The organism is Rhizobium mongolense USDA 1844 (assembly GCF_000419765.1).
Classification (GTDB): Bacteria; Pseudomonadota; Alphaproteobacteria; order Rhizobiales; family Rhizobiaceae; genus Rhizobium; species Rhizobium mongolense.
The window spans coordinates 24948-49846 of the sequence record NZ_ATTQ01000017.1 but is presented as its reverse complement, the minus strand read 5'-3'; the positions used below and the strand labels follow the sequence as shown (position 1 = coordinate 49846).

22 protein-coding genes are annotated in these 24899 nt (G+C 60.9%); 19 read left to right on the top strand and 3 right to left on the bottom strand.

Translation table 11 applies throughout. The features are described from left to right. Window positions 1-40: 40 nt before the first annotated feature. From A3C3_RS0126640 to A3C3_RS0126610, 7 genes are all read left to right on the top strand, one after another. Window positions 41-1342, top strand: coding sequence for a carbohydrate ABC transporter permease (locus tag A3C3_RS0126640; protein WP_028740028.1), 1302 nt, complete (start codon window positions 41-43; stop codon window positions 1340-1342). 2 nt (window positions 1343-1344) lie between these two features. Further along, the gene (locus A3C3_RS0126635) at window positions 1345-2187 is read left to right on the top strand and encodes a carbohydrate ABC transporter permease (RefSeq protein ID WP_022717624.1); all 843 of its coding nucleotides are present in this window, start codon (window positions 1345-1347) and stop codon (window positions 2185-2187) included. After that, window positions 2187-3242, top strand: coding sequence for an ABC transporter ATP-binding protein (locus A3C3_RS0126630; protein WP_022717623.1), 1056 nt, complete (start codon window positions 2187-2189; stop codon window positions 3240-3242). Before A3C3_RS0126635 ends, A3C3_RS0126630 begins: the two co-directional genes overlap by 1 nt. Then, window positions 3242-4021, top strand: coding sequence for a glycerophosphodiester phosphodiesterase (locus A3C3_RS0126625; protein WP_022717622.1), 780 nt, complete (start codon window positions 3242-3244; stop codon window positions 4019-4021). The genes A3C3_RS0126630 and A3C3_RS0126625 overlap by 1 nt, the downstream gene beginning before the upstream one ends. After that, complete coding sequence (locus A3C3_RS0126620; protein ID WP_022717621.1) at window positions 4005-5009, top strand: LacI family DNA-binding transcriptional regulator; 1005 nt, start codon at window positions 4005-4007, stop codon at window positions 5007-5009. Before A3C3_RS0126625 ends, A3C3_RS0126620 begins: the two co-directional genes overlap by 17 nt. Beyond that, window positions 5009-5830 (top strand): inositol monophosphatase family protein, encoded by an 822-nt coding sequence (locus A3C3_RS0126615; protein WP_022717620.1) that lies wholly within the window; start codon window positions 5009-5011, stop codon window positions 5828-5830. The genes A3C3_RS0126620 and A3C3_RS0126615 overlap by 1 nt, the downstream gene beginning before the upstream one ends. A 79-nt stretch (window positions 5831-5909) precedes the next feature. Further along, on the top strand, window positions 5910-7397 hold the full coding sequence (locus tag A3C3_RS0126610; RefSeq protein WP_022717619.1) for a sulfatase: 1488 nt from the start codon (window positions 5910-5912) through the stop codon (window positions 7395-7397). Between the two features lie 60 nt (window positions 7398-7457). Here A3C3_RS0126610 and A3C3_RS0126605 read toward each other — a convergent pair whose 3' ends face one another. After that, window positions 7458-8375, bottom strand: coding sequence for a LysR family transcriptional regulator (locus A3C3_RS0126605; RefSeq protein ID WP_022717618.1), 918 nt, complete (start codon window positions 8373-8375; stop codon window positions 7458-7460). Window positions 8376-8498: 123 nt separating this feature from the next. Between A3C3_RS0126605 and A3C3_RS0126600 the strand changes: the two genes are divergently transcribed. From A3C3_RS0126600 to A3C3_RS0126590, 3 genes are all read left to right on the top strand, one after another. Then, a complete protein-coding gene (locus A3C3_RS0126600) occupies window positions 8499-9110 on the top strand; it encodes a glutathione S-transferase family protein (protein WP_028740027.1) in 612 nt (203 codons plus the stop codon). A gap of 11 nt (window positions 9111-9121) precedes the next feature. After that, on the top strand, window positions 9122-10069 hold the full coding sequence (locus A3C3_RS0126595) for a pyridoxamine 5'-phosphate oxidase family protein (protein WP_028740026.1): 948 nt from the start codon (window positions 9122-9124) through the stop codon (window positions 10067-10069). 204 nt (window positions 10070-10273) lie between these two features. Next, window positions 10274-12037, top strand: a complete 1764-nt coding sequence (locus tag A3C3_RS0126590) for an adenylate/guanylate cyclase domain-containing protein (RefSeq protein ID WP_022717616.1) — start codon at window positions 10274-10276, stop codon at window positions 12035-12037. A gap of 44 nt (window positions 12038-12081) precedes the next feature. Here A3C3_RS0126590 and A3C3_RS0126585 read toward each other — a convergent pair whose 3' ends face one another. Then, window positions 12082-12984, bottom strand: coding sequence for a DMT family transporter (locus tag A3C3_RS0126585; RefSeq protein WP_022717615.1), 903 nt, complete (start codon window positions 12982-12984; stop codon window positions 12082-12084). 149 nt (window positions 12985-13133) lie between these two features. On the opposite strand from A3C3_RS0126585, the gene A3C3_RS0126580 reads away from it, so the two are divergent. Both A3C3_RS0126580 and A3C3_RS0126575 read left to right on the top strand, forming a co-directional pair. Beyond that, window positions 13134-13991: a helix-turn-helix domain-containing protein gene (locus A3C3_RS0126580; protein ID WP_028740025.1), complete on the top strand. Its 858-nt coding sequence runs from the start codon at window positions 13134-13136 to the stop codon at window positions 13989-13991. Window positions 13992-14291: 300 nt separating this feature from the next. Next, entirely contained in the window at window positions 14292-15554 is a 1263-nt protein-coding gene (locus A3C3_RS0126575) for a glycerate kinase type-2 family protein (RefSeq protein ID WP_028740024.1), read from the top strand. On the opposite strand, the gene A3C3_RS39280 is transcribed toward A3C3_RS0126575, so the two are convergent. Then, window positions 15532-16590, bottom strand: a complete 1059-nt coding sequence (locus A3C3_RS39280) for an AraC family transcriptional regulator (RefSeq protein ID WP_022717613.1) — start codon at window positions 16588-16590, stop codon at window positions 15532-15534. The two genes, A3C3_RS0126575 and A3C3_RS39280, sit on opposite strands and share 23 nt — an antisense overlap. A gap of 144 nt (window positions 16591-16734) precedes the next feature. Between A3C3_RS39280 and A3C3_RS0126565 the strand changes: the two genes are divergently transcribed. The 7 genes from A3C3_RS0126565 to lpdA all read left to right on the top strand — a co-directional run bounded on the left by A3C3_RS0126565 (window position 16735) and on the right by lpdA (window position 24829). Further along, window positions 16735-17502 (top strand): 3-hydroxyacyl-CoA dehydrogenase, encoded by a 768-nt coding sequence (locus tag A3C3_RS0126565; RefSeq protein ID WP_022717612.1) that lies wholly within the window; start codon window positions 16735-16737, stop codon window positions 17500-17502. A gap of 21 nt (window positions 17503-17523) precedes the next feature. Next, window positions 17524-18711: an acetyl-CoA C-acyltransferase gene (locus A3C3_RS0126560; protein WP_022717611.1), complete on the top strand. Its 1188-nt coding sequence runs from the start codon at window positions 17524-17526 to the stop codon at window positions 18709-18711. A gap of 12 nt (window positions 18712-18723) precedes the next feature. Further along, entirely contained in the window at window positions 18724-19851 is a 1128-nt protein-coding gene (locus A3C3_RS0126555; protein ID WP_022717610.1) for an acyl-CoA dehydrogenase family protein, read from the top strand. 64 nt (window positions 19852-19915) lie between these two features. Next, window positions 19916-21148 carry a 3-methyl-2-oxobutanoate dehydrogenase (2-methylpropanoyl-transferring) subunit alpha gene (locus A3C3_RS0126550; RefSeq protein WP_022717609.1) on the top strand — a complete coding sequence of 411 codons (1233 nt, stop codon included), beginning with the start codon at window positions 19916-19918 and terminating at the stop codon, window positions 21146-21148. A gap of 1 nt (window position 21149) precedes the next feature. Beyond that, window positions 21150-22163, top strand: a complete 1014-nt coding sequence (locus tag A3C3_RS0126545; protein WP_022717608.1) for an alpha-ketoacid dehydrogenase subunit beta — start codon at window positions 21150-21152, stop codon at window positions 22161-22163. Between the two features lie 3 nt (window positions 22164-22166). After that, window positions 22167-23426 (top strand): dihydrolipoamide acetyltransferase family protein, encoded by a 1260-nt coding sequence (locus A3C3_RS0126540; RefSeq protein WP_022717607.1) that lies wholly within the window; start codon window positions 22167-22169, stop codon window positions 23424-23426. A gap of 5 nt (window positions 23427-23431) precedes the next feature. Beyond that, a complete protein-coding gene (gene lpdA, locus A3C3_RS0126535; protein WP_022717606.1) occupies window positions 23432-24829 on the top strand; it encodes a dihydrolipoyl dehydrogenase in 1398 nt (465 codons plus the stop codon). Window positions 24830-24899: the final 70 nt, after the last annotated feature.

Below are 24899 nucleotides of genomic sequence, written 5' to 3'. Positions count from 1 at the left end.
CGGGCGGCCTCATCCGCCCGGATATTTTGCGGAGGCTTTCATGAGATCGTCCAGAACGCTCGGGCTCATAATGATCGCGCCGGCCGCGATCATGATTGTGCTGTTCTTCTTGATGCCGGTAGTCCTAACCGCCGTCTTTTCCTTCACGAACATGACGACCGCCACGGGCATTTCGGGCGGCGCCTACCAGATCGCCCCAAATTCGCTCATCGCGCTCAAGGGCGAGATGCCGGAGGTCGTGCAGCAGCTTACCGAGCCGCGCTACGCGATCGACGAGGAGGGTATCAAGGGCGTCGAGGGCCTTGCGCTTGAGCCTGGCATCGCCATGGAGCTGCGCGAAAAACATCTCGGTGAGGTCTTCTCTTCACGCCGCGAAGCCGAGCGCATGATCAAGGATCTTAACGACCGGCCATCGACCCGGGACGTCAAGCAAATCTCAGAGCAGTTCAACCGCTCCGTTGCCAATCTGCGTTTCTCGAGCAAGGAGGACCTTTTCACCTCGCTCGACAAGTTCGGCTTCAAGATGACGCCGGAACAGAAGGAAGGCCTCGCCAGCGCGACCTACACCGGCTGGAGCTGGACGACGGAGAACTTCTCGCGCATCGCCTCGTCACCGGACATGGCGCAGATCCTTTTCAACACATTGCTCTACGTCGCCCTTGTGCTCGTGCTCTTCAACACGAGCTACGCCATGCTCCTCGCGATCTGGACTCACTACATGCCGAACACGCAGGCAACGATTTTTCGGTCCGTCTGGCTCCTGCCGCGCATCACGCCCGTCGTTATCTATGTGCTGATGTGGAAATGGCTCGCCTGGGATACCGGCTTCATCTCCACCTTCATGGGCAAGTTCGGCTACTCGCCGAAGAACTATCTTCTCGACAACGCTTATAACGCTTGGCTCTTCGTGGTGCTGATCAACGGCTTCATCGGCGCCTCGATGGGCATGCTGGTCTTTTCCTCGGCGCTGAAGGCGATCCCGAAGAGCCAGTTCTTCGCAAGCGAGGTGGATGGCGCCAGCCGCTGGCAGCAGATCCGCTACATCATCCTGCCGCAGATGCGCTGGCCGATCCTGTTCGTCACCTGCTACCAGACGCTGTCGCTGCTTGCCTCCTTCAACGAAATCCTCCTTTCGACCCGCGGCGGGCCGGGCAAGGCGACCGAAGTCTGGTCGCTTGCCGCCTATCACACGGCGCTCAATAACTATGCGGGTAATCTGGAATATGGCCTTGGCGCCGCCATGGCGCTCGTCCTCGTGATTATCGGCATCATCCTGTCGCTCGCCTATCTGCGCGTCTTCAATTACGCCACGCTGGTTGCGCGGCCGCTCATCGAGGATTGATCATGGCGGAGAAATCGCAGCCCTCAGCGAACTACCGCACCTGGCCGGTCATTCTGGCGCTCGCCATCGTCAGCCTGCCGCTGGTGCTGATGTATGCCTATCTCTTCATCGATACGATCACCGACAAGCAACCGGCGGCGCTGATGCCCGATACGCTTACCCTGCGGCACTGGACATTCCTTTGGCAGACGCCGCCTGGAAGGCCGAACATCTGGCTGGTGACGCTGAACACGCTGATCTTCACCGCGAGTACGACGGCCGTCGTACTCCTCGTCTCTTCCATGGCGGGCTATGTGCTGTCGCGGCTGAACGTGCCTGCCCGCGGCTTCTTCCTTGCCGGCGTCATGGTGCTGCACGCCTTCCCGTCGGTCACACTCATCATCGCGATCTTCATCGTACTGCAGATGGTCGGACTCTATAATTCACTGATCGGCGTCATCCTTGTGAAGGCCGCAATCGATCTGCCACTCGGCATATGGCTGATGAAAGGGTTCTACGACAGCGTGCCCTGGGAGATAGAAATGGCCGGTGTCGTCGACGGTGCCTCGCGCTTTAGGGTCTGGCGCAGTCTCGTGCTGCCGCAGGTGCGTCCTGCGATCATGGCGCTGGCGCTCTTCTCCTTCCTTTCGGGCTGGGGAGAATTCATCCTGCCGCAGGTATTGGCCCCAGGCGGTCAGGTACAGGTGCTCTCGGTGTACCTTTCGGGGCTGATCGCCGATGACAACAATTTCGACTTCGGCACCTTCAAGGCGGTAGGCGTGTTCTACGTGATCCCGGTGCTGCTGCTTTACGGATTCTTCCACAAATATCTCATGAATATCTATGGCGGCGGGAGCAAAGGCTGATGCGTATCCTCCTCGACAATTTCTCGAAGAGCTTCGGCGCCACCAAGGTCATCGAGAACATGAACCTGCAAGTGGCCCACGGCGAGATGCTAGCCCTGCTCGGTCCTTCGGGCTGCGGCAAGTCGACGACGCTCTTTGCCGTTTGCGGCATCCATCGCCCCACTGGGGGCCGCATCCTGTTCGGTGACCGCGATGTTACCGATCTTCCGAGCCAGGTGCGAAATGTCGGCGTCGTGTTTCAGTCCTATGCGCTTTATCCGCACATGACGGTTGCCGAAAACATCGGCTTTCCCCTGAAGGTCAAGGCCATGCCCTCAGCCGACATCCGCAAGGAGGTCGACCGCATCGCCGCTCTCGTGCAGATCGGCAACTTGATGGGCCGCCACCCCTCTGAGCTTTCCGGCGGGCAGCAGCAGCGCGTGGCGCTCGCCCGCGCGCTGATCCGCAAACCGGACGTCCTGCTTCTCGACGAGCCGCTCGCCAATCTCGACGCAAAGCTCCGGCTGGAGATGCGCTCGGAAATCCGCCGCATCCAGCGCGAGACGGGCATCACCGCGATCCTGGTCACCCACGACCAGGTGGAAGCCATGAGCATGTGCGACCGCATCGCCATCATGAAAGAAGGTGAGATCATACAGATCGCAACACCGGCAGAGATGTATAGCGACCCGCGCACCGCCTTCGTTGCCGGCTTCCTGGGAAACCCGCCGATCACCTTCCTGCACGGCGTGGCGGCAAAGGGTGTCTTCTCCATTCCAGGCAGCGAGATCAAAGTTCCACTCCCCGCTTCGGTGGACGCCTCCGATGGCGCCAAGCTGATGCTCGGCGTGCGGCCGGAGCACTACAATCCAACCGGCGACGTGCCGGTCACAGGCGTCGTGAACTTCGCCGAAACGCAGGGCCGTGAAAATCTTTATGACGTGCGGCTTGCCGGGGGACCACTGCTGCGCTCCATCCAACCGGTCCGCCACGACATCAAGATCGGCGACGAGGTCACTTGGGCAATCGACAGCCGCAACGTGTTCATTTTCGACGAAGACGGACGGAGGCTCTGATGCAACGCGATTTCTCAGCCTTCTTCGAGCGCTATGGCTGGCCTGCCGGCAAGGGCCGGCTGCCTCTCTGCATCGGCCATCGTGGCGCGAGCGGGTATGCCCGCGAAAATACGCTCGCCGCCTTCCGTCTGGCGGCGGAGCTCGGGGCAGAAATGTGGGAGCTCGACACGCAGTTGACCAAGGACGGCGTCGTCGTCGTTTCCCATGACGACCATCTTAAGCGCGTCTTCGGCGTGGACAAGCGTATTTCGGAGATGGTGGCAACCGAGCTTGCCGCACTGGACGGCGTCGACGTCCCGACCTTCGAGGCGGTCGCCACCCTTGGCCGCGAGACCGGGACCGGGCTCTATATTGAGCTGAAAGCACCGGGAAGCGGCCTCCCCTGCTGGCAGCAACTGCTCGAAAAGGGCCAGCGCTTCGCCTGCCTCGGCTCCTTCGACATCGCACAGGTCCGCGAGCTTCGCGAAGCCGGTTGCGACTATCCGCTGTCTGTGCTTGTTCGCGTCGGCGATAATCCGCACGTGATCGGCGACGAGGCGGATGCCGACATCTTGCATCTTTGCTGGGAGCGCGCCGGCGAGCGGCCGCAAGATCTGGTCACCCCGGCGCTGATGGAGCGCGCCTTCGCAAGAGGCCGCGAGATCGTTTTGTGGCATGAGGAAAGAGGGCCGATCCTCGATGAGATCATGAAGCTGCCGGTGCTTGGTATCTGCACGGATCTGCCGGATATGATGCGCACCGGGCCGGGTGGGGAAAGAACGTTTGGCAGACAAGGATAAAGGACCGCGCAGAGTAACGTCTTTCGACGTGGCGCGCGTTGCGGGCGTCTCGCGCGCGGCCGTATCGCGCGCCTTCACGCCGGATGCGAGCGTTTCGCCGAAGACCCGCGAAAAGGTCTATCAAGCGGCCAAGGAGCTCGGCTACCGCGTCAACTACCTCGCGCGGAGCCTGACGAACAAGCGCTCCGATCTCGTCGGCGTCGTCGCCGCCGGGCTAGACAACCCATTCCGTACGCTTCAGATCGAGCATCTGGCGCGCACGCTCATTCTCCGCAATTTCCGTCCTATTCTGTTGCCGACCTCCAAGGAAGCTGATACCTCGACCGTCATCGGCCAGCTTCTGCATTATGCCGTCTCCGGCGTAATCGTGACATCGGACGCACCGCCGACGGAAATCTGCGAGCAGTGCGCCGCCGAAGGCGTGCCGATCGTGCTGATCAACAAGGGCGACGAGATTCCCTTTGTCGACCGCATCATTTCCGATGACCAGACCGCCGGAAATCTGGCCGCCGATCACCTGGTCGATAAAGGCGCCAGGCGTCTCGCCGCAATTGCCGCTTCCTCCGTCTCCTACACGGCACGCCGCCGCAGCGAGGCCTTCCTTGCCCGCTGCCGCCAGCGCGGCCTCGAGGCGCAGCTCTTCACCGTCGCGCTAAACGACTACCGAAGCGGCTTCGACGCGGCATCCGGGCTCATCTCCTTGGGAATCGACGGCGTCTTCTGCGCCAACGACTACATGGCCTGCGGCGTGATCGACCGTCTGATGTCGGGCCGCAGCCGCGAAGACGTACCCGCCATGCGCGTAATCGGCCATGACGATATTCCCCAGGCAAGCTGGGCTGCCTATGAGCTCACAACCATCCGCCAGCCTTGCGACCTGCAGGCCGACCAGGCGATCGGCTTGCTGATGAGCCGGATGGCTCAGCCGGATATGACGGCGCGCGTAGAATTCACGCCCGTTTCGTTGATCAAGAGAAGGACTGCCTGATGAGTTCCGCATTCGATCCCTCCGCCCTTGAGGCCCGCACTGCGGCGGCGATAGAGATCGCCCGCCATGTCGGCCGCGAGGCGGCCCGCTTCCGCGCGGAAATGGGTTCGGGATTGAAGGTCGAAAACAAGGGCCTGCAGGATTTCGTGACCGTCGCCGACCGCAATGCCGAGCGGGCCATTCGCGACGGACTGCTTGGGCTGTTCCCGCAAGACACCTTTGTGGGTGAGGAAACCGGCGGCGGAGCCGGCAGCGCTGGAACCTGGGTGGTCGATCCGATCGACGGTACGACGAACTACATTAGAGGCTTCCGCCACTGGGGCGTATCGATCGCATTTTGCGCCGAAGGCTGCCTGGAGATCGGCGTCGTTTACGATGCCGCCAAGGATTCTGTCGTCTCGGCAATCCGTGGCAGGGGCGCGTTTCGCGAGGGAACACCCATTCGTGCTGCGACGACGAACGATCCGGCCAATGCCATCTGCATTCTCGGCCATTCGCGCAAAACGAGCTTCGACGAGCACCTTGCCGTCTCCCGGCGCCTACATGAGCGCGGCATGGACTACCGCCGCATGGGCGCGGCCGCGATCGACCTCCTACGTGTCGCAGAGGGTGCGGCCGATCTCTATTACGAGCGGCATCTGAACGCATGGGATATGCTCGCAGGCGCACTCATCGCTTGCGAAGCGGGCGCGAAAGTGGCCATGCCCGCGTTATGCACTCTTCTGTTCGAAGGCGGCCCTGTCGTCGCCTATTCGCCGGGGCTTGCCCGGGAATTCGAATTCATCATGGAGATCGAGGGCCTGGCGCCGATGACGGACTGACCGGACTGCCATGCGCAACGCCCAGGCGTGGGCGGGCTGTGCCTGTCGTCAGGAGCAACCGCGTAAGAGGAGATTGCCAATGAAAACCGTCTTTGTTCTCTTCGATTCCCTCAATCGCCACATGCTCGGCTGCTACGGCGGATCTCGAATACCAACGCCGAACTTTGACCGCCTTGCCGGGCGCTCGATGGTCTATGACAAGCATTATGTGGGCTCGCTGCCCTGCATGCCGGCACGGCGGGATCTCCTGACAGGCCGCCTGACTTTTCTGCATCGCAGTTGGGGGCCTCTCGAACCATTTGACAATGCCTTTCCCGAGCTTCTCAAGCAGAAGGGCGTGCATAGCCACCTGATCACCGATCACTACCATTATTGGGAAGACGGCGGCGCGACCTATCACAATCGGTATTCGACCTTCGAGTTCGTGCGAGGTCAGGAGTCGGATCCGTGGAAGGCAATGGTGCAGCCACATTGGGAGCGTCTACGGGAAAAATATCACGAAGCACAGACCGGCGGCGGCCCGATCAGCAAGTATGGGCCATACATGATCAATCGAGAATTCATAAGGCAAGAAAAGGACTTTCCCTCTGTACAGTGCTTTGCGCATGGTTTGGAGTTTCTCGATCTCAATCGCCAGGCTGATGACTGGCTCCTGCAGATCGAAACATTCGATCCGCACGAACCCTTCTTCGCGCCGGAGCGCTTCAAGGAACCTTTCAAAACCGGATGGAATGGGCCAATCCGTGACTGGCCCCGCTATGGACGGGTTGAGGAACTGCCGGAAGAAGCTGATGAACTCAGAGCGAACTATTACGCGATCGTGTCACTATGCGATTTTTTGCTCGGCCAGCTGCTCGATTACTTCGATACACATGATATGTGGAAAGACACCGCGCTCATCGTCACAACCGATCACGGGTTCCTTCTCGGAGAACACGATTTTTGGGCCAAGAACCGCATGAACATGTACGAGGAGATCGTACACATCCCCTTGTTCATCCATGATCCGCGCAGGCTTGCTGCGGGAAGGATTGACCGGCTGACCCAGTCCATCGACGTGGGGCCGACATTTCTCGATATATTTGGAGTAGATGCCCCGCCTGAGACAGAAGGGCAGTCGCTTCTGAAGCCGAATTCCAAGGATGCGGTTATCTTTGGCTATTTCGGCGGCGCAGTTAACGTAACCGATGGCCGCTATACCTACCACAGGTTTCCAGCCGATCTCCTGAAGCAGGATATCTATCAGTATACGGTTATGCCTACGCACATAACGCGGCCATTCACGCCGGAAGAATTATCAGGGGCGACGTTGGCCAAGCCGTTTTCGTGGACCAAGAATGTTCCTCTGCTGCGGGTGCCGGTGACCGAGAGATCGCCGATGTTCGACAATTATGGGCCTGGAGCATTGCTTGAGAAACAAACGCGTCTCTATGATCTGGCAACCGATCCCGGGCAAGAGAGGCCCCTTCAGGATCCCGCTCGGGAACGGTGGATGCTTGAGTTGATGAAGGCCCTCATGCGTTCAAACGATGCGCCTGCGGAAGCCTTCAAACGCCTCGAACTATAAGTGACGGCATTGCCCGGACGTCGCCGTGAGTCTCTCGCGGCGTGCGTTTTTCGCTGGCGTTCATCTGCCTTTCGAAAGCTCTGCATTCACGCCCGCGCGGCGTCGCAAGCGTTCTGCCGCGAAATCCACGAAGGCACGCACCCGGGCGGAAACCATGCGCCCTTGCGCGTGAACGATGTGAACCGGCACCGGCTCGCGTTCGTACTCTGCAAGCATGACCCTGAGACGGCCGGCCTGTATCTCTGGCGCCACCTGGTAGGACTGGAAGCGGGAAAGTCCCCAGCCCGCCACAGCGGCCGCGATCGCTGCGTCATTCGTATTGCAGATGAGCCTGGCGCTGATGGGCACGCGAATGCTGCTGTCCTTTCCGAACAGCCATTCCGAATGGCCAAAAAGGCCGTCGCGTCCGATCATTCTGTGACCCGCAAGATCCTCCGGCTTTTTCGGCTCGCCCTGACGGGCGAAATAGTCTGGCGAACCGCAAAGCACCTGCCGGATAGACCCGATCCGACGCGCGACGAGGCCGGAGGCGGGAAGTGATGCGATACGCACAGCAACGTCCAGACCTTCCTCAACCAGGTTGGTGACGCGATCCACGAATACGGTTTTGACCTGCATGGCAGGATAAAGATCGAGAAAATCGAGTATCACAGGAAGCACGTGGATGCGCCCGAAAAGCGCAGGCGCCGTCACGGTCAGCAATCCCGCCGGATGCGTGAAGCTGCCCGCCGCATTGGCTTCCGCCTCGGCAATTTCCGCGAGTATCCGTCGACAGTCGGCCATATATCCTTCGCCAGCTGCCGTCAGCTTTAGCGAACGGGTCGTGCGGACGAGGAGTCGCGTACCGATCAAGCTTTCCAGTCTGGATACCGCTCGCGTTACCGACGGAGGGCTCATATGCAGGACTTTAGCGGCTGGTGCGAAACCGCCGCTGTCCACCACCTGTACGAATACCCGCATCGCCTGCCACCGGTCCATCAACCTCTCCTAGGCCGAGTCTATTATTTCAACTTATGAAATGGTTTAGTGCCTTTTTTCACTCTTACCATCATTGATCTTAATAATCATGATGCAGCCGACCTTATGACTCAGGAGGCTGACATGAAGCTCTACTATCATCCGCTGTCGGGCCACGCCCATCGTGCGCGACTCTTTCTCTGCCTGCTTGGCATCGACCACGAGCTCGTGCTCGTCGATCTGGCGAAACGGGAGCACAAGCAGGCTGAATTCCTCAAGCTGAACCCGTTCGGCCAGGTCCCGGTGCTCGACGACCACGGCACCATTATTTGCGATTCCAATGCCATTCTTGTCTATCTTGCGAAGAAGGGAGGACGCAACGACTGGCTTCCCGAGCATTCCAAAGGTGCCGCCGCCGTCCAGCGATGGCTATCAGTGGCGGCCGGTCAGATCGCGCATGGTCCGGCGCAGGCGCGGCTCATCAATGTTTTCAAGGCGCCCTATCGCCCGGAAGAAGTCATCCCGCGCGCTCATGCCATACTGGTGCTCATAGAGGCTGAGCTGGAAGGCCGGGACTGGATCGCTGCCGACCGAGCGACGATTGCCGATGTCGCCCTTTACAGCTACGTGGCCCGCGCCCCGGAGGGCGGCGTGGATCTCAAGGACTATTCAAACATCCGCGCCTGGCTAGACCGTGTCGAGGCGCTGCCCGGCTTTGTTGACTTCCAGAAGACCCCAGTCGGCCTTGCGGCTTAAGGAGTATCGCTGTGGAAGGTCCAACTTTGTTTGCGTCGCCATGGCATCATGGCGAAATCGCCCTCCAGACGCGGCTCGGCGTCGAAGCGCGAATGGATGAGATCGGGCGCCGCGTCGTGCGCGATCATCTGATCGACCAGCACAGGGAATTTTATCCGCTGCTACCGATGGTGGTCTTAGGGGCCGTGGACCGAGACGGAGACGTCTGGGCCACTCTTCGTTCCGGTCGGCCGGGCTTTCTCCATGCGCCGGATTCCGCCAGGCTCTCCGTCGAGCTGGAAAGGGAGTTTGCCGATCCTGCCGAAACCGGCATGGACCACGGCTGCCCTCTCGCCCTTCTTGGCATCGATCTCGACACGCGCCGCCGCAACCGCTTGAACGGTACATTGCACCGGCATGCGCGCGGCTTCGATGTTTTGGTCGATCAGAGCTTCGGCAACTGCCCGAAATACATCCAGCTTCGGCAGGTCCGGTTCGTTCGCGATCCGGCGCGGCCTTCTTCCGTGCCACCGCGTCAAAGTTCTGCGCTTGACGGTGCTGCCCGCGCACTGGTGGAGCAGGCGGATACCTTTTTCGTCGCTACCTATGTAGACGTTTCCGGAGCTCGACAGGTCGATGTGTCGCATCGCGGCGGTCGTTCGGGCTTTGTCCATATCGGCGAAGACGGGTGGCTGACGATTCCCGATTTCACTGGCAACCGCTTCTTCAACACACTTGGCAATATCATGCTCAATCCGCACGCCGGGCTTGCGTTTTTTGACTTTTCGACCGGCGATCTCCTGCAACTGACCGGCGAGGCGGAGCTGTTGTTCGATCACCCTTGCGTCAAGCCCCTGGACGGGGCCGAACGCTACTGGCGTTTTCGTCCACGCCGTGTTGTCTGGCGCGCTGACGCACTGCCAATCCGCTACGACTTTGCCGAATGGTCACCGTTCGCACTCGCCACGGGCACTTGGTAGCAGTCGCCAGAGGAAGAGCGTCGCAATCGGCGATTGCCGTCCCATCTCCGGCGGCACCCACGTATAAAAGCATCGACTAATTTAGATGGTCGATTTCCTCGACGTGCTGTAAAATCGAATGTCGGGCGCCCCAACCGGGAGATTATCGTACTTTGGGTTAGCGCTCTCGCGAAATAACGTCATTCTTGTTTGTTGGCACATGAAATGGAACAGAGATTAGCCGCGATCCTGGCGGCCGACATGGCAGGCTATAGCCGGCTGATGGAGATCGATGAAGCAGGCACGCTGGCCCGCTTGAAAACTCACCGAATCGAACTGATGGACCCCGCGATTGCGAAGAACAAGGGTCACATCATTAAGACGACCGGTGACGGCATGCTTGTCGAATTTCAGAGCGTTTCTGATGCGGTAAAGTGCGCCGTGGAGATCCAGCAGCGTATGAAGCGGCGCAATTCGGACGTGCCCCAAGATCGGCGGATCGAATTCAGGATCGGGATCAACCTCGGCGACATCATTTTTGACGAGCAGGATATTTTTGGTGACGGTGTGAATATTGCTTCTCGGATCGAACAATTGGCCGACGTCGGCGGCGTCTGCATCACCGCGGCCGTAGCGACACAAATTGTCGACCGGCTCGAAGTCGCCATCGAGGATCTGGGAGAAAAGACGCTTAAAAATATAAGCCGTCCGGTTCATCTCTTTCGCCTCGGGCTCGAAGCGTCCACCCTCCCCGCTCGATTGGACGGATCGGACGCGAACCGATCTGTCGCGAAACCTTCGATCGTTGTGCTGCCATTTATCAATATGAGCGGCGACCCCGATCAGGAGTTTTTCGCCGATGGTCTTACTGAAGACATCATCACCGAACTATCCCGCCGTCACGAGCTGTTCGTCATTTCGCGCAATTCGAGCTTTGTTTATAAAAACCGCGCCGTGAACGTACGCGAAATCGCGGAAAAGCTTGGGGCTCAGTACTTGGTGGAGGGAAGCGTTCGCAAGATAGGCGACAGGGTCCGTGTGACCGTCCAGCTCATCGATGCAATCAGCGATGCTCATATCTGGGCAGACAAATACGATCGGAAGCTTGACGACATATTCGCGATACAGGACGAGGTGACGGGCGCGATAGTGGCCACTTTGCCCGGTCGCGTCGAAGCAGCCCAACGCGACCAGCTTGCACGAACAAAACCAGCGAATATGGCCGCCTATGAGTGCGCGCTTGCCGCCAAGGTGCTGCATCACAAGGGCACTGTCTCGGACAATCAACAGGCGCAATTGCTGATAGACAGGGCCGTCGCGCTCGATCCAGGTTATGCCCATGCCCATGCGTGGCGTGCGTGCATTCTGGGCCAAGCCTGGGTCAACGGCTGGTGCGAAGACAAGGATGCAGTTTGGGATGAGATCGTTGCCGCGTTGGATCGGGCGCTGGCGCTGGATGACAACGACGCTGACGTCCACCGGATTTTGGCAGCGGTGAACGTCAATAACAATGCCTTGACCACAGCGCGGTATCACCAGGAGCGCGCGCTTTGCCTCAATCCAAATTATGACTTGGTGGTGGTTCAGCAAGGCGAGCTGCTGACGTGGCTTGGGCGGCCCGAAGAGGGGATAGAATGGATCCGTAAAGCAATGCGGCTCAATCCTCATCACCCCGAGCGGTTTTGGAGCCACCTCGGAAAATCACATTTTGCTGCGCATCAGTACGGCGAGGCAATCGAAGCATTTATGCATCTGTCAGTTATGGACCACGTCCAGCATGCCTTCGTCGCTGCATGCTACGGCTGGCTCGGTGATGAAATCGCCGCTACAGGTCATCTCGAGAAAGTAAGAACGCTTGCCCCGCAATTTGACATACCGTCATTTCTGGCAACGATGCACTACGCTCAGGAATCCGATGTTCAACACCTTCGCGAAGGGCTCGTCAAAGCGGAAAACAACTGCGACGACACATCACCAAAGGCAGTTTAAATTGCGGATTTATTTGCGGCAGTACCGCCTGCCAGATCCAACACTCACGTCGGGCTTGCTGGGGCGGCTCGCTGCAGCCTGATGGGCCTGCCGAACATGATGACGTTGCCGCCAAGCGCGAAGATGAGGCCGAGCACGGCCTCGGCGGTCCAGACGTAGCCTTCAAAGAGTGTCGAGACCGTTAAGGCGACGAGCGGAAACAGCACTGTCGCGTAGGAGGCGCGCGCCGGCCCCCATCGACCAACGAGCGCCAGATAGGCGAGGAAGCCGACGACGCTTCCCGGGATCGCAAGATAGAGCAGCGCGCCCGTATAGACCGGCGATGGATCGAAAGTAAGAGGCAGGCCTCGGACAAGTACAATGGCGCCCAGCGCCGCCACGCCGCAGACCATCGCATAGGCCGTCGTCGACGAAAGATCGAGCCCCAGCCTTTGATGGCGAGCGGAGAGGAAATTGCCGAGCGAGAAGCAATAGGTGCCGGCAAGTGCCAGCAAAAGGCCAAGTCCACCCTGAGGCGTGGTGTGGAGCGCGCGCATCTCATCTGCAAAAAGAAGCATCAGGCCGACGAGCCCAACGGCGCCTGCCAGCATCACACGGCCGCTCGGGCGATTTCCTTGAAGGAGCCAGCCGTTCGCCGCGTTAAATAGGGTTGCCATTGCAAAAACGACCGAGACGATGCCGCTCGGCAGCATGCCGGCGGCATAATAGAAGCAGAGAAAATTGCAGCAGAACAGGCAAAGGCCCTGAGCGCCGACTGTCAGCCAATGCTTCAATGGCGGTTGCGGCAGGCGCCGGCGCAGCGCCAGCAATCCAAGCAGCACAATGGCTGCGAGCGCGAAACGGTAGAGGATCGAAACCTCCGCGGGCACAATGCCGACCTGCAGCTTGATCGCAAACCACGTGGTGCCCCAGATAAGGACGGTGAGAACGAAGAGAAGCGGCGCCATGAGCTGTCTTTCCTGTCGGAGGCATTGAACGGCGTCTTCTATGGCGCTGCACCACCTGCCGCTATCATAGACTTGCGCGACTATCGAAATCTTGCGGTCTTCGGCAGCACCCAGTTGCAGGAGATGCCGCCGCGGCCTTATGAGAAAGCATGCAAACGGGATCGATTTCATCCGCTTTGGAAGGTGTGGGCGCCAAGCTGCTGCGGCAGGTTGATCTCGGCGGCGGCCTGACGATTGCGCAATGGCGAAACTTCGCCAACAGCCGCCTTTCCTATCGCGATCCCGGGCACCACACCGTTAGCCTTTATCTCGATGGTGCCGTGCGCCGCATGGACAGCGGGCAGTCTGGGGTAGGCTCGTCGGGAGCGCTCTGTCTGCTACCGGCAGATGGTGACAGCGCCTGGCACGTCCTCCGCGACGTCTATTTCTGTCATATCTACATCTCTCAGAGCCGGTTCCAGCGGCTGGCCGGCGAAGTCTTCGATCGCGACAGCCGAACCTTGACGCTTCCCGACTTGAGTTTCTTCTCCGACGGCTTCGTTGCGGACATCATCAACCGGGCGATCCTGCCGAATGATTGGTCGGAAAGCACCAACCGCCTTTTGCTTGCCCAGGCAGCTGATCTCATCTTGCTTGAAGTGCTGCGCAAGAACGGTCCGGTGCGATCCAGCAACTTCGTGCTCCAGGGCGGGCTTTCGCCCCATAATTTGAAACGCATTACACAATTGATCGATGCCGATCTCGCTGGCGACCTCAGCCTCGACCGGCTTGCCGCGGAGGCGGGCCTCAGCTCCTATCACTTCGCCCGGATGTTCAAAGTGACCACGGGCCAGACGCCTCACCGTTTCGTGCAGGAGCGGCGGCTTGCGGTGGCTTACGAAATCGTCCGAGCCGGCAAGGTCAGCATCACCGAAATCGCCGCTGCCTGCGGATTCTCGACACCGGCGCATTTCGCCGCAAGCTTCAAGGCGAAATTCGGCACGAGCCCGTCGGCCATCCGCCTCTGACGGCACGCAAGAACGTGCCCAACGCGTTCACCGGATGAAGCACTTATACCGGTTATCGGTAGCCTCCGGAGTCGGCCCGACGGGGGCGGAAGAGTGGGAGTCGAACCCACAAAAGACCGTCTTTCGGACCCTCGGCGTCACCAATACCAGTCTCGCGCGCCGCTTGGCCTCGTCGATGACGCGAATACACAAAACTGGCCAAACCTGCCTTGCCTAAGCTGTTAATCTCTTGGAAGCTGCAGCTTGAAGAGATGCCGGGCGCAAGAGCTGGCCGGCGATGCAGTTTCGAAAGATTTTCCTGTGATTGTTTCATCGCCCCGCAACTTTTTGACGTCCTTGTTTTACGCCGCTGTCCGTGCCGCCGATCCCTTGTCGGGTATCAAGGCGCATCTGCCTGCGAAGCCAAAAGGCCGAACGGTCGTGATCGGCGCGGGCAAGGGAGCAGCACAAATGGCTCGCGCGTTTGAAAGCGTCTGGGACGCGCCGCTTGCTGGCGTGGTCGTGACGCGCTACGGCTATGGCTGCGAAACACAGAAGATCGACATCATCGAAGCCGCCCATCCGGTGCCGGATGCCGCAGGTCTTTCCGCATCGAAGCGTCTGGTCCAGACGGTAAAGGATCTGGGGCCGGAGGATCTGGTGATTGCGCTGATTTGCGGCGGCGGCTCGGCCCTTCTGCCCGCACCACCCGCAGGCCTGACACTCGATGATGAAATCGCGCTTAATGAAATGCTGCTGGCCTCCGGAGCGCCGATCTCGGCGATGAACGTCGTGCGCAAGCATCTGTCCACCATCAAGGGCGGGCGGCTCGCGGCGGCCACGAAAGCGCGCGTCGTCAGCCTGATCGTCTCGGATATCCCGGGAGACAATCCCGCCCATGTCGCCTCAGGTCCCACCGTTCCCGATCGCTCCACCCGGCATGAGGCTATCGAGATCGTCCGGCAATATGGCCTGCAGCTTCCGAAGGCAGCGCTCGACCACCTGGGCTCACCGGCCGCAGACGCTCCCCTTCCGGACGATCCGATCTTTGCCGGACACGAACATCACATCATCGCTTCGGCTGGCGTGTCGCTCGAGGCCGCCGCTCAACTGGCGAAGTCCAATGGCATCACCCCCGTGATCTTGTCGGATTCGATCGAGGGAGAATCCCGTGATGCTGCACTGGTGCACGCGGCAATCGCCCGTGAGGTGCTTGGCCGCAACCGACCGTTCGAAAAGCCAGCGGTCATTCTTTCGGGCGGCGAGACCACCGTGACACTGCGCGCCAAAGGCGGCAGGGGCGGGCGCAACGGGGAATTTGCGCTTGCCGCCGCACTCGCAATCGACGGACACGACATCCATCTCCTGGCAGCCGACACCGACGGTATCGACGGCTCGGAAGACAACGCCGGCGCATTTGCCGACGGCACCACCGTCAGGCGCCTGCGCGAAGGCGGCCTCGATCCCCGCCGCCTGCTTGATGGCAATGACAGCTATTCGGCCTTCCAGGCTATCGGCGACCTCTTCGAGACTGGCCCGACAGGCACCAACGTCAACGATTTCAGGGCGATCTTGGTTTGCTGATGGCGGAGCCAGGGGCCGGCGTGTTAATCGTCTGCACCGCTTGCCTGCTTTCCCGGCGGAAAGCATCCGGGCTCGTCGACATCCATTTGCGGAAGGCCCGGAAAAATGCGCTGGGTTCGGAATAGCCGAGTTGTGTGGCAATGTCGCCGATCGTCTTTGGCGTATTGAGCAGCATGTCGACGGCCATATCGCGGCGGATATCATCCTTGATGCCGGCATAGCTCTGCCCTTCGTCACTCAGGCGATGACGCAGGGTGGAAGCCGGCATGCGCAGGTCGGACGCAAGGTCCACGAAATTCGACCAGGCAGCCGGCGGCAGCCTGCTCAGTCTCCGGCGGACGCTGGAAGCGAGCCCGGCATCATAGCGATAGCGCACGAGGATGTTCGCCGGTGCGCCACGCAGGAACTGTTTTAGTGCCTGCTCGGTCCGCGAAACCGGCAGGTCCAGCATGGCACTGTCGAAACCCAGCCGGCTGACGGGTTGAGAGAATCCGACGGGGGCACCGAAGAAGAGCCGGTAATCGGCTCCCTGTTTTGGCTCATCACAGCGGAAATCGACGAGCCGGATGGGGATCCGGCGGCCCACCAGCCAGCAGGTGATACCATGCAAAATGATCCAGTAGGTGCGATAGGCGAAAGCCGAGCGAGGCCCGCCGGCGTCCGCAAGCTCGATCTCAGCCAGGCCGTCACGGACGACCAGTTCGCCGCGCGGATCCTCCAGGACGACATTGAGAAAGCGCAGTGCCCGGCGTAACGCCTGGCCGAGGCTTCGTGCGTGCAGCACGCAGTGGCAGAGCAGCGTGAAGCTTCCGCTGCGCATCGGCCTTCCGCCCATTCCGAAGAATTCGTCATCGAGCTCGGCCGCAATCGCGAGCCACAGTGCACCATAGCGCTCGGCCGATATCGGCTGATCCACACGCTGAGGCAGTCCGAGCGCAGCAATGAGCGGGGCTGTCGGTTTTCCCATCCGGCGCAGGCTTTCGAGTGCCTCTTCGACGAATCCCGGTGCGATCATGCGCCTTTCGAGTTCAGTCATCCCCTTCCCTCTTCGTGTGGTAAAATTGTCCAAAAATATGAAGCAGTTCCGTCATCGCTTGCAATAGTGGGACGACATAAAGTCCGTGCTATTCTGGCTGGGCGCTACATGAGAGGAGCATCGTAGGGCTGTGGGAGATGATCCATGCTGATTCGTGGAGGAACCTTCATCGTCACAGGCGGCGGGTCCGGTCTCGGCGCAGCAACCGTGCGGATGCTGGTCGAAGACGGGGCGTGCGTCGTCATTGCGGATCTTAATGAAGAGGCAGGTGAGATGGTCGCCGCAGAGCTCGGCGCGCAGGTTTCATACCTGTGTGCCGACGTGACCAGCGAGGAAGATGGTGCGCGCGTTGTCGCCGCTGCGCTCGATACCTTCGGTGGCCTGCGTGGGCTCGTCAACTGCGCCGGTATTGCCCCGGCCGAAAAGGTCATTGGACGCGATGGGCCGCATCGGCTCGAGAGCTTTTCGCGCGCGATCGGCATCAATCTGATCGGCACCTTCAACATGACCCGCCTCGCCGCGTCCGCCATTCAGCAACAGGAGCCGGATGGCGAAGGCGAGCGTGGCGTCATCATCAATACCGCCTCGGTTGCCGCCTTCGACGGCCAGATCGGCCAGGCGGCCTATTCCGCCTCCAAGGGTGGTGTGGCCGCCATGACGCTGCCGATTGCCCGCGAGCTTGCCCGCCACGGTATTCGCGTCGTGTCAATCGCTCCCGGCATCTTCGAAACACCGATGATGGCAGGCATGCCGCCTGAGGTTCGCGAATCACTCGGCAGGAGTGTGCCCTTCCCGCCGCGGCTCGGCCGGCCTGCTGAATTCGCCGCTCTGGTGCGCCATATATGTGAAAACAGCATGCTAAACGGCGAGGTCATTCGCCTCGACGGCGCATTGCGGATGGGCGCGCGTTAGGCGCTGTCAGGGAGGAGTAAAATGCCATTGCAGGATCCTGTCGTGATTGTCGGCTCGGCACGCACCCCGATCGGCGGATTTCAGGGCGAGCTCAAGGATGCTACGGCGCCCGCGCTCGGAGCTGCCGCAATACGGGCCGCACTTGAACGCAGCCGCGTCGAGGCCGGGGCTGTTGATGAAGTGATGTTCGGCTGCGTGCTGCCGGCCGGCCAGGGCCAGGCGCCGGCGAGGCAGGCGGCCATCGGCGCTGGCCTTGCCTTTTCGACCGGCGCCAGCACCGTTAACAAGATGTGCGGCTCCGGCATGAAAGCGACGATGATTGCTCATGACCTCATTGCCGCAGGAAGTGCTTCGATCACCGTCGCCGGCGGCATGGAAAGCATGACGAATGCGCCCTATCTCCTCGATCGGGCACGTAGCGGCTACCGGCTCGGCCACGGGCGCGTTGTCGATCATATGTTCCTCGACGGGCTTGAGGATGCTTATGACAAGGGACGTTTGATGGGCACTTTCGCGGAAGACTGCGCCGAGGCCTATCAATTCACACGCGCCGCACAGGATAGCTATGCGATCGCCTCGCTGACGCGGGCGCAAAAGGCGATCGAGGCCGGCTATTTCGATGAAGAGATCACACCGGTGACCATCAAGACCGGCAAAAGCGAACTGACGGTTGCGCGCGACGAACAGCCGGGCAAGGCAAAAATTGAAAAGATTCCGGCACTGAAGCCTGCCTTCCGCGACGGAGGAACCGTGACCGCTGCCAATTCAAGCTCGATTTCCGATGGTGCGGCCGCCCTCGTCCTCATGCGCCGCTCGGAGGCCGAACGCCGCGGATTGCAGCCGCTTGCCACGATCACTGCCCAGGCTACCCATTCGCAGGCGCCCAATCTCTTTGCAACGGCGCCGGTCGGCGCTCTTGAGAAGCTTTCCGATCGCGCCGGCTGGACGTTTGACACAGTCGATCTCTTCGAAATCAACGAGGCTTTCGCCGTCGTCGCCATGGCTGCGATGCGCGATCTCCATCTGCCGCACGACAAGGTCAACGTGCATGGCGGCGCCTGTGCGCTTGGCCATCCGATCGGTGCATCGGGAGCACGTATCATTGTCACGCTGCTTGCGGCCCTTGAGCGATACGACCTGAGGCGCGGCATGGCCGCACTTTGCATCGGCGGCGGCGAGGCAACTGCAGTCGCCCTCGAACGGCACTAAGGGAGGAAGCAGATGATTCTTTCCGACCTACAGCAGCAAATTCGCGATCTCGCGCGCGATTTCGCCCGCGAGCGCCTGGCGCCGGGCGCAGCCGCCCGCGACCGCGATCACGCCTTCCCCCGCGAGGAACTGAAGGAAATGGGCGAGCTCGGCCTGCTCGGCATGCTCGTTCCGGAAGGCTTTGGAGGCTCCGACACCGGCACTGTCGCCTATGCTGCCGCGCTCGAAGAGATCGCCGCCGGCGACGGACCGTGCTCGACCATCATGAGCGTCCATAGCTCGGTTGCCTGTGTGCCGATCCTGAAATTCGGCAATGAAGAACAGAAGCAGCAGTTCCTGCCGAGGCTTGCGAGCGGCGAATGGATCGGAGGTTTCGCACTGACCGAGGCGCAGGCAGGCTCCGATGCCTCAAACCTGCGCAGCCGCGCGCGCCGCAACGGCGATCATTATGTGCTCGACGGCGCCAAGCAGTTCATCACGTCGGGCAAGAATGGCCAGATGATCATCGTCTTCGCAGTCACCGATCCCGAAGCCGGCAAGAAGGGTATCACCGCCTTCATCGTGCCGACCGATACCCCCGGTTACGAGGTGATCCGTGTCGAAGAAAAGCTTGGTCTCCATTCGACCGATACCTGCCAGATCGCCTTCAACGGCATGCTCATCCCCGCCGAACTCAGGCTCGGCGCGGAGGGGGAAGGTTACCGCATCGCGCTTGCCAATCTCGAAGGCGGGCGGATCGGCATTGCCGCGCAGGCGGTTGGCATGGCACGCGCGGCCTATGAGGCGGCGCGAGACTATGCGCGCGAGCGTGTCGCTTTTGGCAAACCGATCATCGAGCACCAGGCCGTCGCCTTCCGCCTTGCCGACATGGCGACGCAGATCGAGGCCGCGCGCCAGCTCGTCCTCCATGCAGCGGCATTGCGCGAAGGCGGCCTGCCCTGTCTTTCGGAAGCGTCGATGGCGAAGCTCTTTGCCTCCGAAATGGCAGAGCGGGTCTGTTCCGACGCGATCCAGATCCATGGCGGCTACGGCTATATGGCCGATTATCCGGTCGAGCGGATCTACCGGGATGTCCGCATCTGTCAGATTTATGAGGGAACGAGCGATGTGCAGCGCATGGTGATTGCACGCAATCTGTAAACCAGGGATGAGCCGTCCCTTCCTGGAGGAGAGGAGCGGACGGCAAAGGGAGGAATGAGACCATATGACGGAATTCGCTCAACTGAGCTTGCACGTCCCCGAACCCGCCGTCCGTCCGGGCGGCCAGCCTGATTTTTCCAACGTCAAGATCGCCAAGGCAGGCGCGGTACCGCGACCTGAGGTGGATGTCGCGCCTGAGGACATCCGCGAGCTCGCCTATTCGATCATCCGCGTACTTAATCGCGACGGTGAGGCAGTCGGCCCGTGGTCGGGCATGCTTTCTGACGACGAACTGCTCATCGGCCTTCGCCACATGATGAAGCTCAGGGCCTTCGACGCCCGCATGCTGATGGCGCAACGCCAGGGAAAGACATCCTTCTACATGCAGCATCTCGGGGAGGAAGCCGTCAGCTGCGCCTTCCGCAAGGCGTTGCGCAAGGGCGATATGAACTTTCCGACCTATCGCCAGGCGGGACTGTTGATCGCCGACGACTATCCGATGGTCGAGATGATGAACCAGATCTACTCGAATGAGAGCGACCCGCTGCACGGCCGTCAGCTGCCGATCATGTATTCCTCGAAGGACCACGGTTTCTTCACGATCTCCGGAAATCTCGCCACGCAATATGTTCAGGCAGTCGGCTGGGCGATGGCGTCGGCCATCAAGAACGATAGCAAAATCGCCGCCGGCTGGATCGGCGATGGCTCGACAGCCGAATCCGACTTTCACTCCGCGTTGGTTTTCGCCTCCACGTACAAAGCTCCGGTGATCCTCAATATCGTCAACAATCAATGGGCGATCTCGACGTTCCAGGGCATCGCCCGCGGCGGCTCCGGTACTTTCGCTGCCCGCGGTCTCGGCTTCGGGATCCCGGCGCTGCGTGTCGACGGCAACGACTATCTCGCCGTCTATGCCGTTGCCTGCTGGGCAGCCGAGCGCGCCAGGCGTAATCTCGGCCCGACGCTGATCGAATATGTGACCTATCGCGTCGGCGCCCATTCGACGTCGGACGATCCGAGCGCTTATCGTCCGAAGACGGAATCTGAGGCCTGGCCGCTTGGCGATCCGGTTCTTCGCCTGAAGAAGCATCTGATCATCAGGGGCGTCTGGTCCGAAGAACGTCATCTTCAGGCGGAGGCCGAGATCATCGACGAGGTGATCGAGGCGCAGAGAAAGGCAGAGCAGCACGGCACACTGCATGCCGGGGGCAGGCCTTCCGTGCGCGACATCTTCGAGGGCGTCTATGCCGAGATGCCGCCGCATATTCGCCGCCAGCGGCAGAAAGCGGGTTACTGAGATGGCCAGAATGACGATGATTGAGGCCGTGCGCAGTGCCATGGACGTATCAATGGCCCGCGACGACAGCGTCGTGGTGTTCGGCGAGGACGTCGGTTACTTCGGCGGTGTTTTCCGCTGTACGCAAGGGCTTCAGGCAAAGTACGGCAAGACCCGCTGTTTCGATACGCCGATCAGTGAATCCGGCATCGTCGGAACGGCGATCGGCATGGCGGCTTACGGGTTAAAGCCCTGCGTCGAAATCCAATTTGCCGATTACATGTATCCAGCCTACGACCAGATCACTCAGGAGGCCGCCCGCATCCGCTACCGCTCGAACGGCGATTTCACCTGCCCGATCGTGCTGCGTATGCCAACCGGCGGCGGTATCTTCGGCGGTCAGACGCACAGCCAGAGCCCGGAGGCGCTCTTTACCCATGTCTGCGGCCTGAAGGTTGTCGTGCCTTCCAATCCTTTTGATGCCAAAGGCCTGCTCATCTCTTCCATTGAGGATCCGGACCCGGTGATGTTCCTGGAGCCGAAGCGGCTCTACAACGGTCCCTTCGACGGTCATCATGAGCGCCCTGTCACCCCCTGGTCGAAGCATGACCTCGGCGAAGTACCCGAGGGACATTATACCGTCCCGATTGGCAGGGCCGAGATCAGGCGGTTGGGATCAGCCGTGACAGTCATCGCCTATGGTACCATGGTGCATGTGGCGCTTGCAGCTGCGGAAGATGCCGGCATCGATGCCGAAGTCATCGACTTGCGGAGCCTCCTGCCGCTCGATCTCGATACCATCGTACAGTCGGTCACGAAGACCGGCCGCTGCGTCGTCGTCCATGAGGCAACGCTTACGTCCGGCTTTGGCGCCGAAGTGGTGTCGCTCGTGCAGGAGCATTGTTTCTACCATCTGGAAGCGCCGGTCATGCGTGTCGCCGGTTGGGACACGCCCTATCCGCACGCACAGGAATGGGACTATTTCCCCGGGCCTGCGCGTGTCGGGCGGGCACTTGCAGAAGTCATGGAGGCGTAAGCCATGGGCGAGTTTACGATCAAGATGCCCGATGTCGGCGAAGGCGTGGCCGAGGCTGAGCTTGTCGAATGGCACGTGAAGGCCGGTGACCCCGTGCGCGAGGACATGGTGATCGCCGCCGTCATGACGGATAAGGCGACGGTCGAAATCCCTTCTCCCGTTAGCGGCACCGTCGTCTGGCTCGGTGCAGAGATCGGCGACCGGATCGCCGTAAAGGCGCCGCTGGTGCGCATCGAAACGGCCGGTGAAGGCGGCGAGATTCGGACCGAAATCTCCACGGCTGTACCGCCCGCGAAAACGCCTGAGCCACCGTTGCCTGCATTAGACCTCACAAAGGCAACGGTACCAAAAGCCGGTATTGCGCCTCCTGCAGTTGCTGCGATGCCCGCCGAAAAGCCGCTCGCCTCCCCTGCCGTCCGGCTCCTTGCCCGGGAAAACGGCGTCGATCTCAGGCAGGTGACGGGAAGCGGTCCTGCCGGCCGTATCCTGCGCGAGGATATCGACCAGTTTCTCACGCACGGTGCGGCCCCCTTCCCGGCGCAAGCGGTTCCAGGAAGAAAGACTGCGACGGAAGAGATCAAGCTTACCGGCCTTCGCCGGCGCATTGCCGAGAAGATGTCGCTGTCGGTCTCCCGCATTCCCCACATCACCTATGTCGAGGAGATCGACATGACGGCTCTGGAGGAACTGAGAACCACCATGAACGGCGACCGCAGGCCGGAACAGCCGAAGCTTACCGTCCTGCCTTTCCTGATGCGGGCAATCGTCAAGGCGGTTTCCGGACAGCCAAACCTCAACGCCACCTTCGATGATCACACAGGCGTACTCACCCGTCATGCGGCCGTCCACATCGGCGTTGCCGCGCAGACGCCCGCCGGGTTGGTGGTACCTGTCGTGCGACATGCGGAGGCGCGCGGCATCTGGGATTGCGCCAGCGAGATGAACCGGCTTGCGGAGGCGGCGCGCACGGGTTCAGCGACGCGTGATGAGCTCGGCGGCTCGACGATCACCATCAGTTCGCTCGGCGCGCTCGGCGGCATCGTCTCGACGCCTGTGATCAATCATCCCGAAGTCGCCATCATCGGCGTCAACAAGATCGCCGTCCGTCCGGTCTGGGACGGCACGCAGTTCGTGCCGCGGAAGATGATGAACCTCTCGTCAAGCTTCGACCATCGCATCGTAGACGGATGGGATGCTGCCACCTTCGTCCAGCGCGTCCGGATTCTTCTCGAAACTCCGGCACTCATTTTCATCGAAAGCTGAGTTTTATGAAAGAGATCGTCTGCAAGCTCCTCGTCATCGGCGCCGGTCCTGGAGGCTATGTCTGCGCCATCCGAGCGGGCCAGCTCGGCATCGACACCGTCATCGTGGAGGAAAGCAAACCGGGCGGTACCTGCCTGAACGTCGGCTGCATTCCGTCCAAGGCGCTAATTCATGCGGCAGAAGAATTCGCCGTAGTCCGCCGTATGGCTGCCGGAAGGAGCCCGATCGGCATCCGTGTGGGGGACGCTGCCATCGACCTGGCGAAAACCATCGGTTGGAAGGATGGTATCGTTGGCAGGCTCACCAGCGGTGTCTCAACGCTGCTTCATAAGGCGAATGTCAAGATCGTCCACGGACGCGCGGCTTTCCGCGACGGCAAGACCGTGGAGGTGGAGACGGAGACAGGCGCGCAGATCATTCGCGCCGACACCGTGGTCATCGCCACCGGCTCGGAGCCGGTCGACCTTGCAAGTCTTCCCTTCGGTGGCCGCGTCATATCCTCAACCGAGGCCCTGTCGCTTAAGGATCTGCCGGAGAAGCTTGTGGTTGTCGGCGGCGGCTATATCGGCCTCGAGCTCGGCACTGCCTTTGCCAAGATGGGCTCCGAGGTGACCGTTGTCGAAGCGATGCCGCAGATCCTGCCGCAATATGATGCCGATCTCGTGCGCCCTGTGCTACGCAAGCTCGGAGAACTCGGCATTCACGTGCTGACCGGTGCAAAAGCGAAGGGGCTCTCTGGCGACGGAAATGCCCTCTTTGTCGAGGCGGCGGACAGTCAGGAACAGCAGCTGCCGGCCGACCGCATCCTGGTCACGGTCGGACGCAAACCGAAAACCGCAGGATCGGGGCTGGAAGAGCTCGATCTAGATCGTTCAGGTCCTTACCTGCGCATCGACGAGCGCTGCCGCACCTCGATGCGCGGCATATATGCGATCGGCGACGTCACCGGAGAGCCGATGCTTGCTCACCGCGCCATGGCGCAGGGCGAAATGGTGGCCGAGATTGTGGCCGGCCGGAAGCGTGCCTGGGACAAGCGCTGCATTCCGGCGGTTTGCTTCACGGACCCGGAGATCGTGACGGCGGGTCTTTCGCCCGGCGAGGCCCGTGCTCAGGGCTATGAGATCCGCGTCGGCCAGTTTCCCTTCAGCGCCAACGGCCGCGCCATGACGATGCATTCGGACGAAGGCTTCGTGCGCGTCGTGGCACGGGCCGACACCAATCTTGTCCTCGGCCTTCAGGCCGTCGGCGCCGGAGTTTCGGAGCTTTCGGCCACCTTCGCACATGCCATGGAGATGGGCGCGCGCCTGGAGGATATCGCCGGTACGATCCATGCCCATCCGACACGCAGCGAAGCAATCCAGGAAGCAGCCCTTAAGGCACTCGGCCATGCATTGCACATCTGACGCGTAGTTGCGGACGGTCCGTAGATTGCGATGGTGGGATTAGCGCGCCGATGTCAGAGCCTAGTTTTTG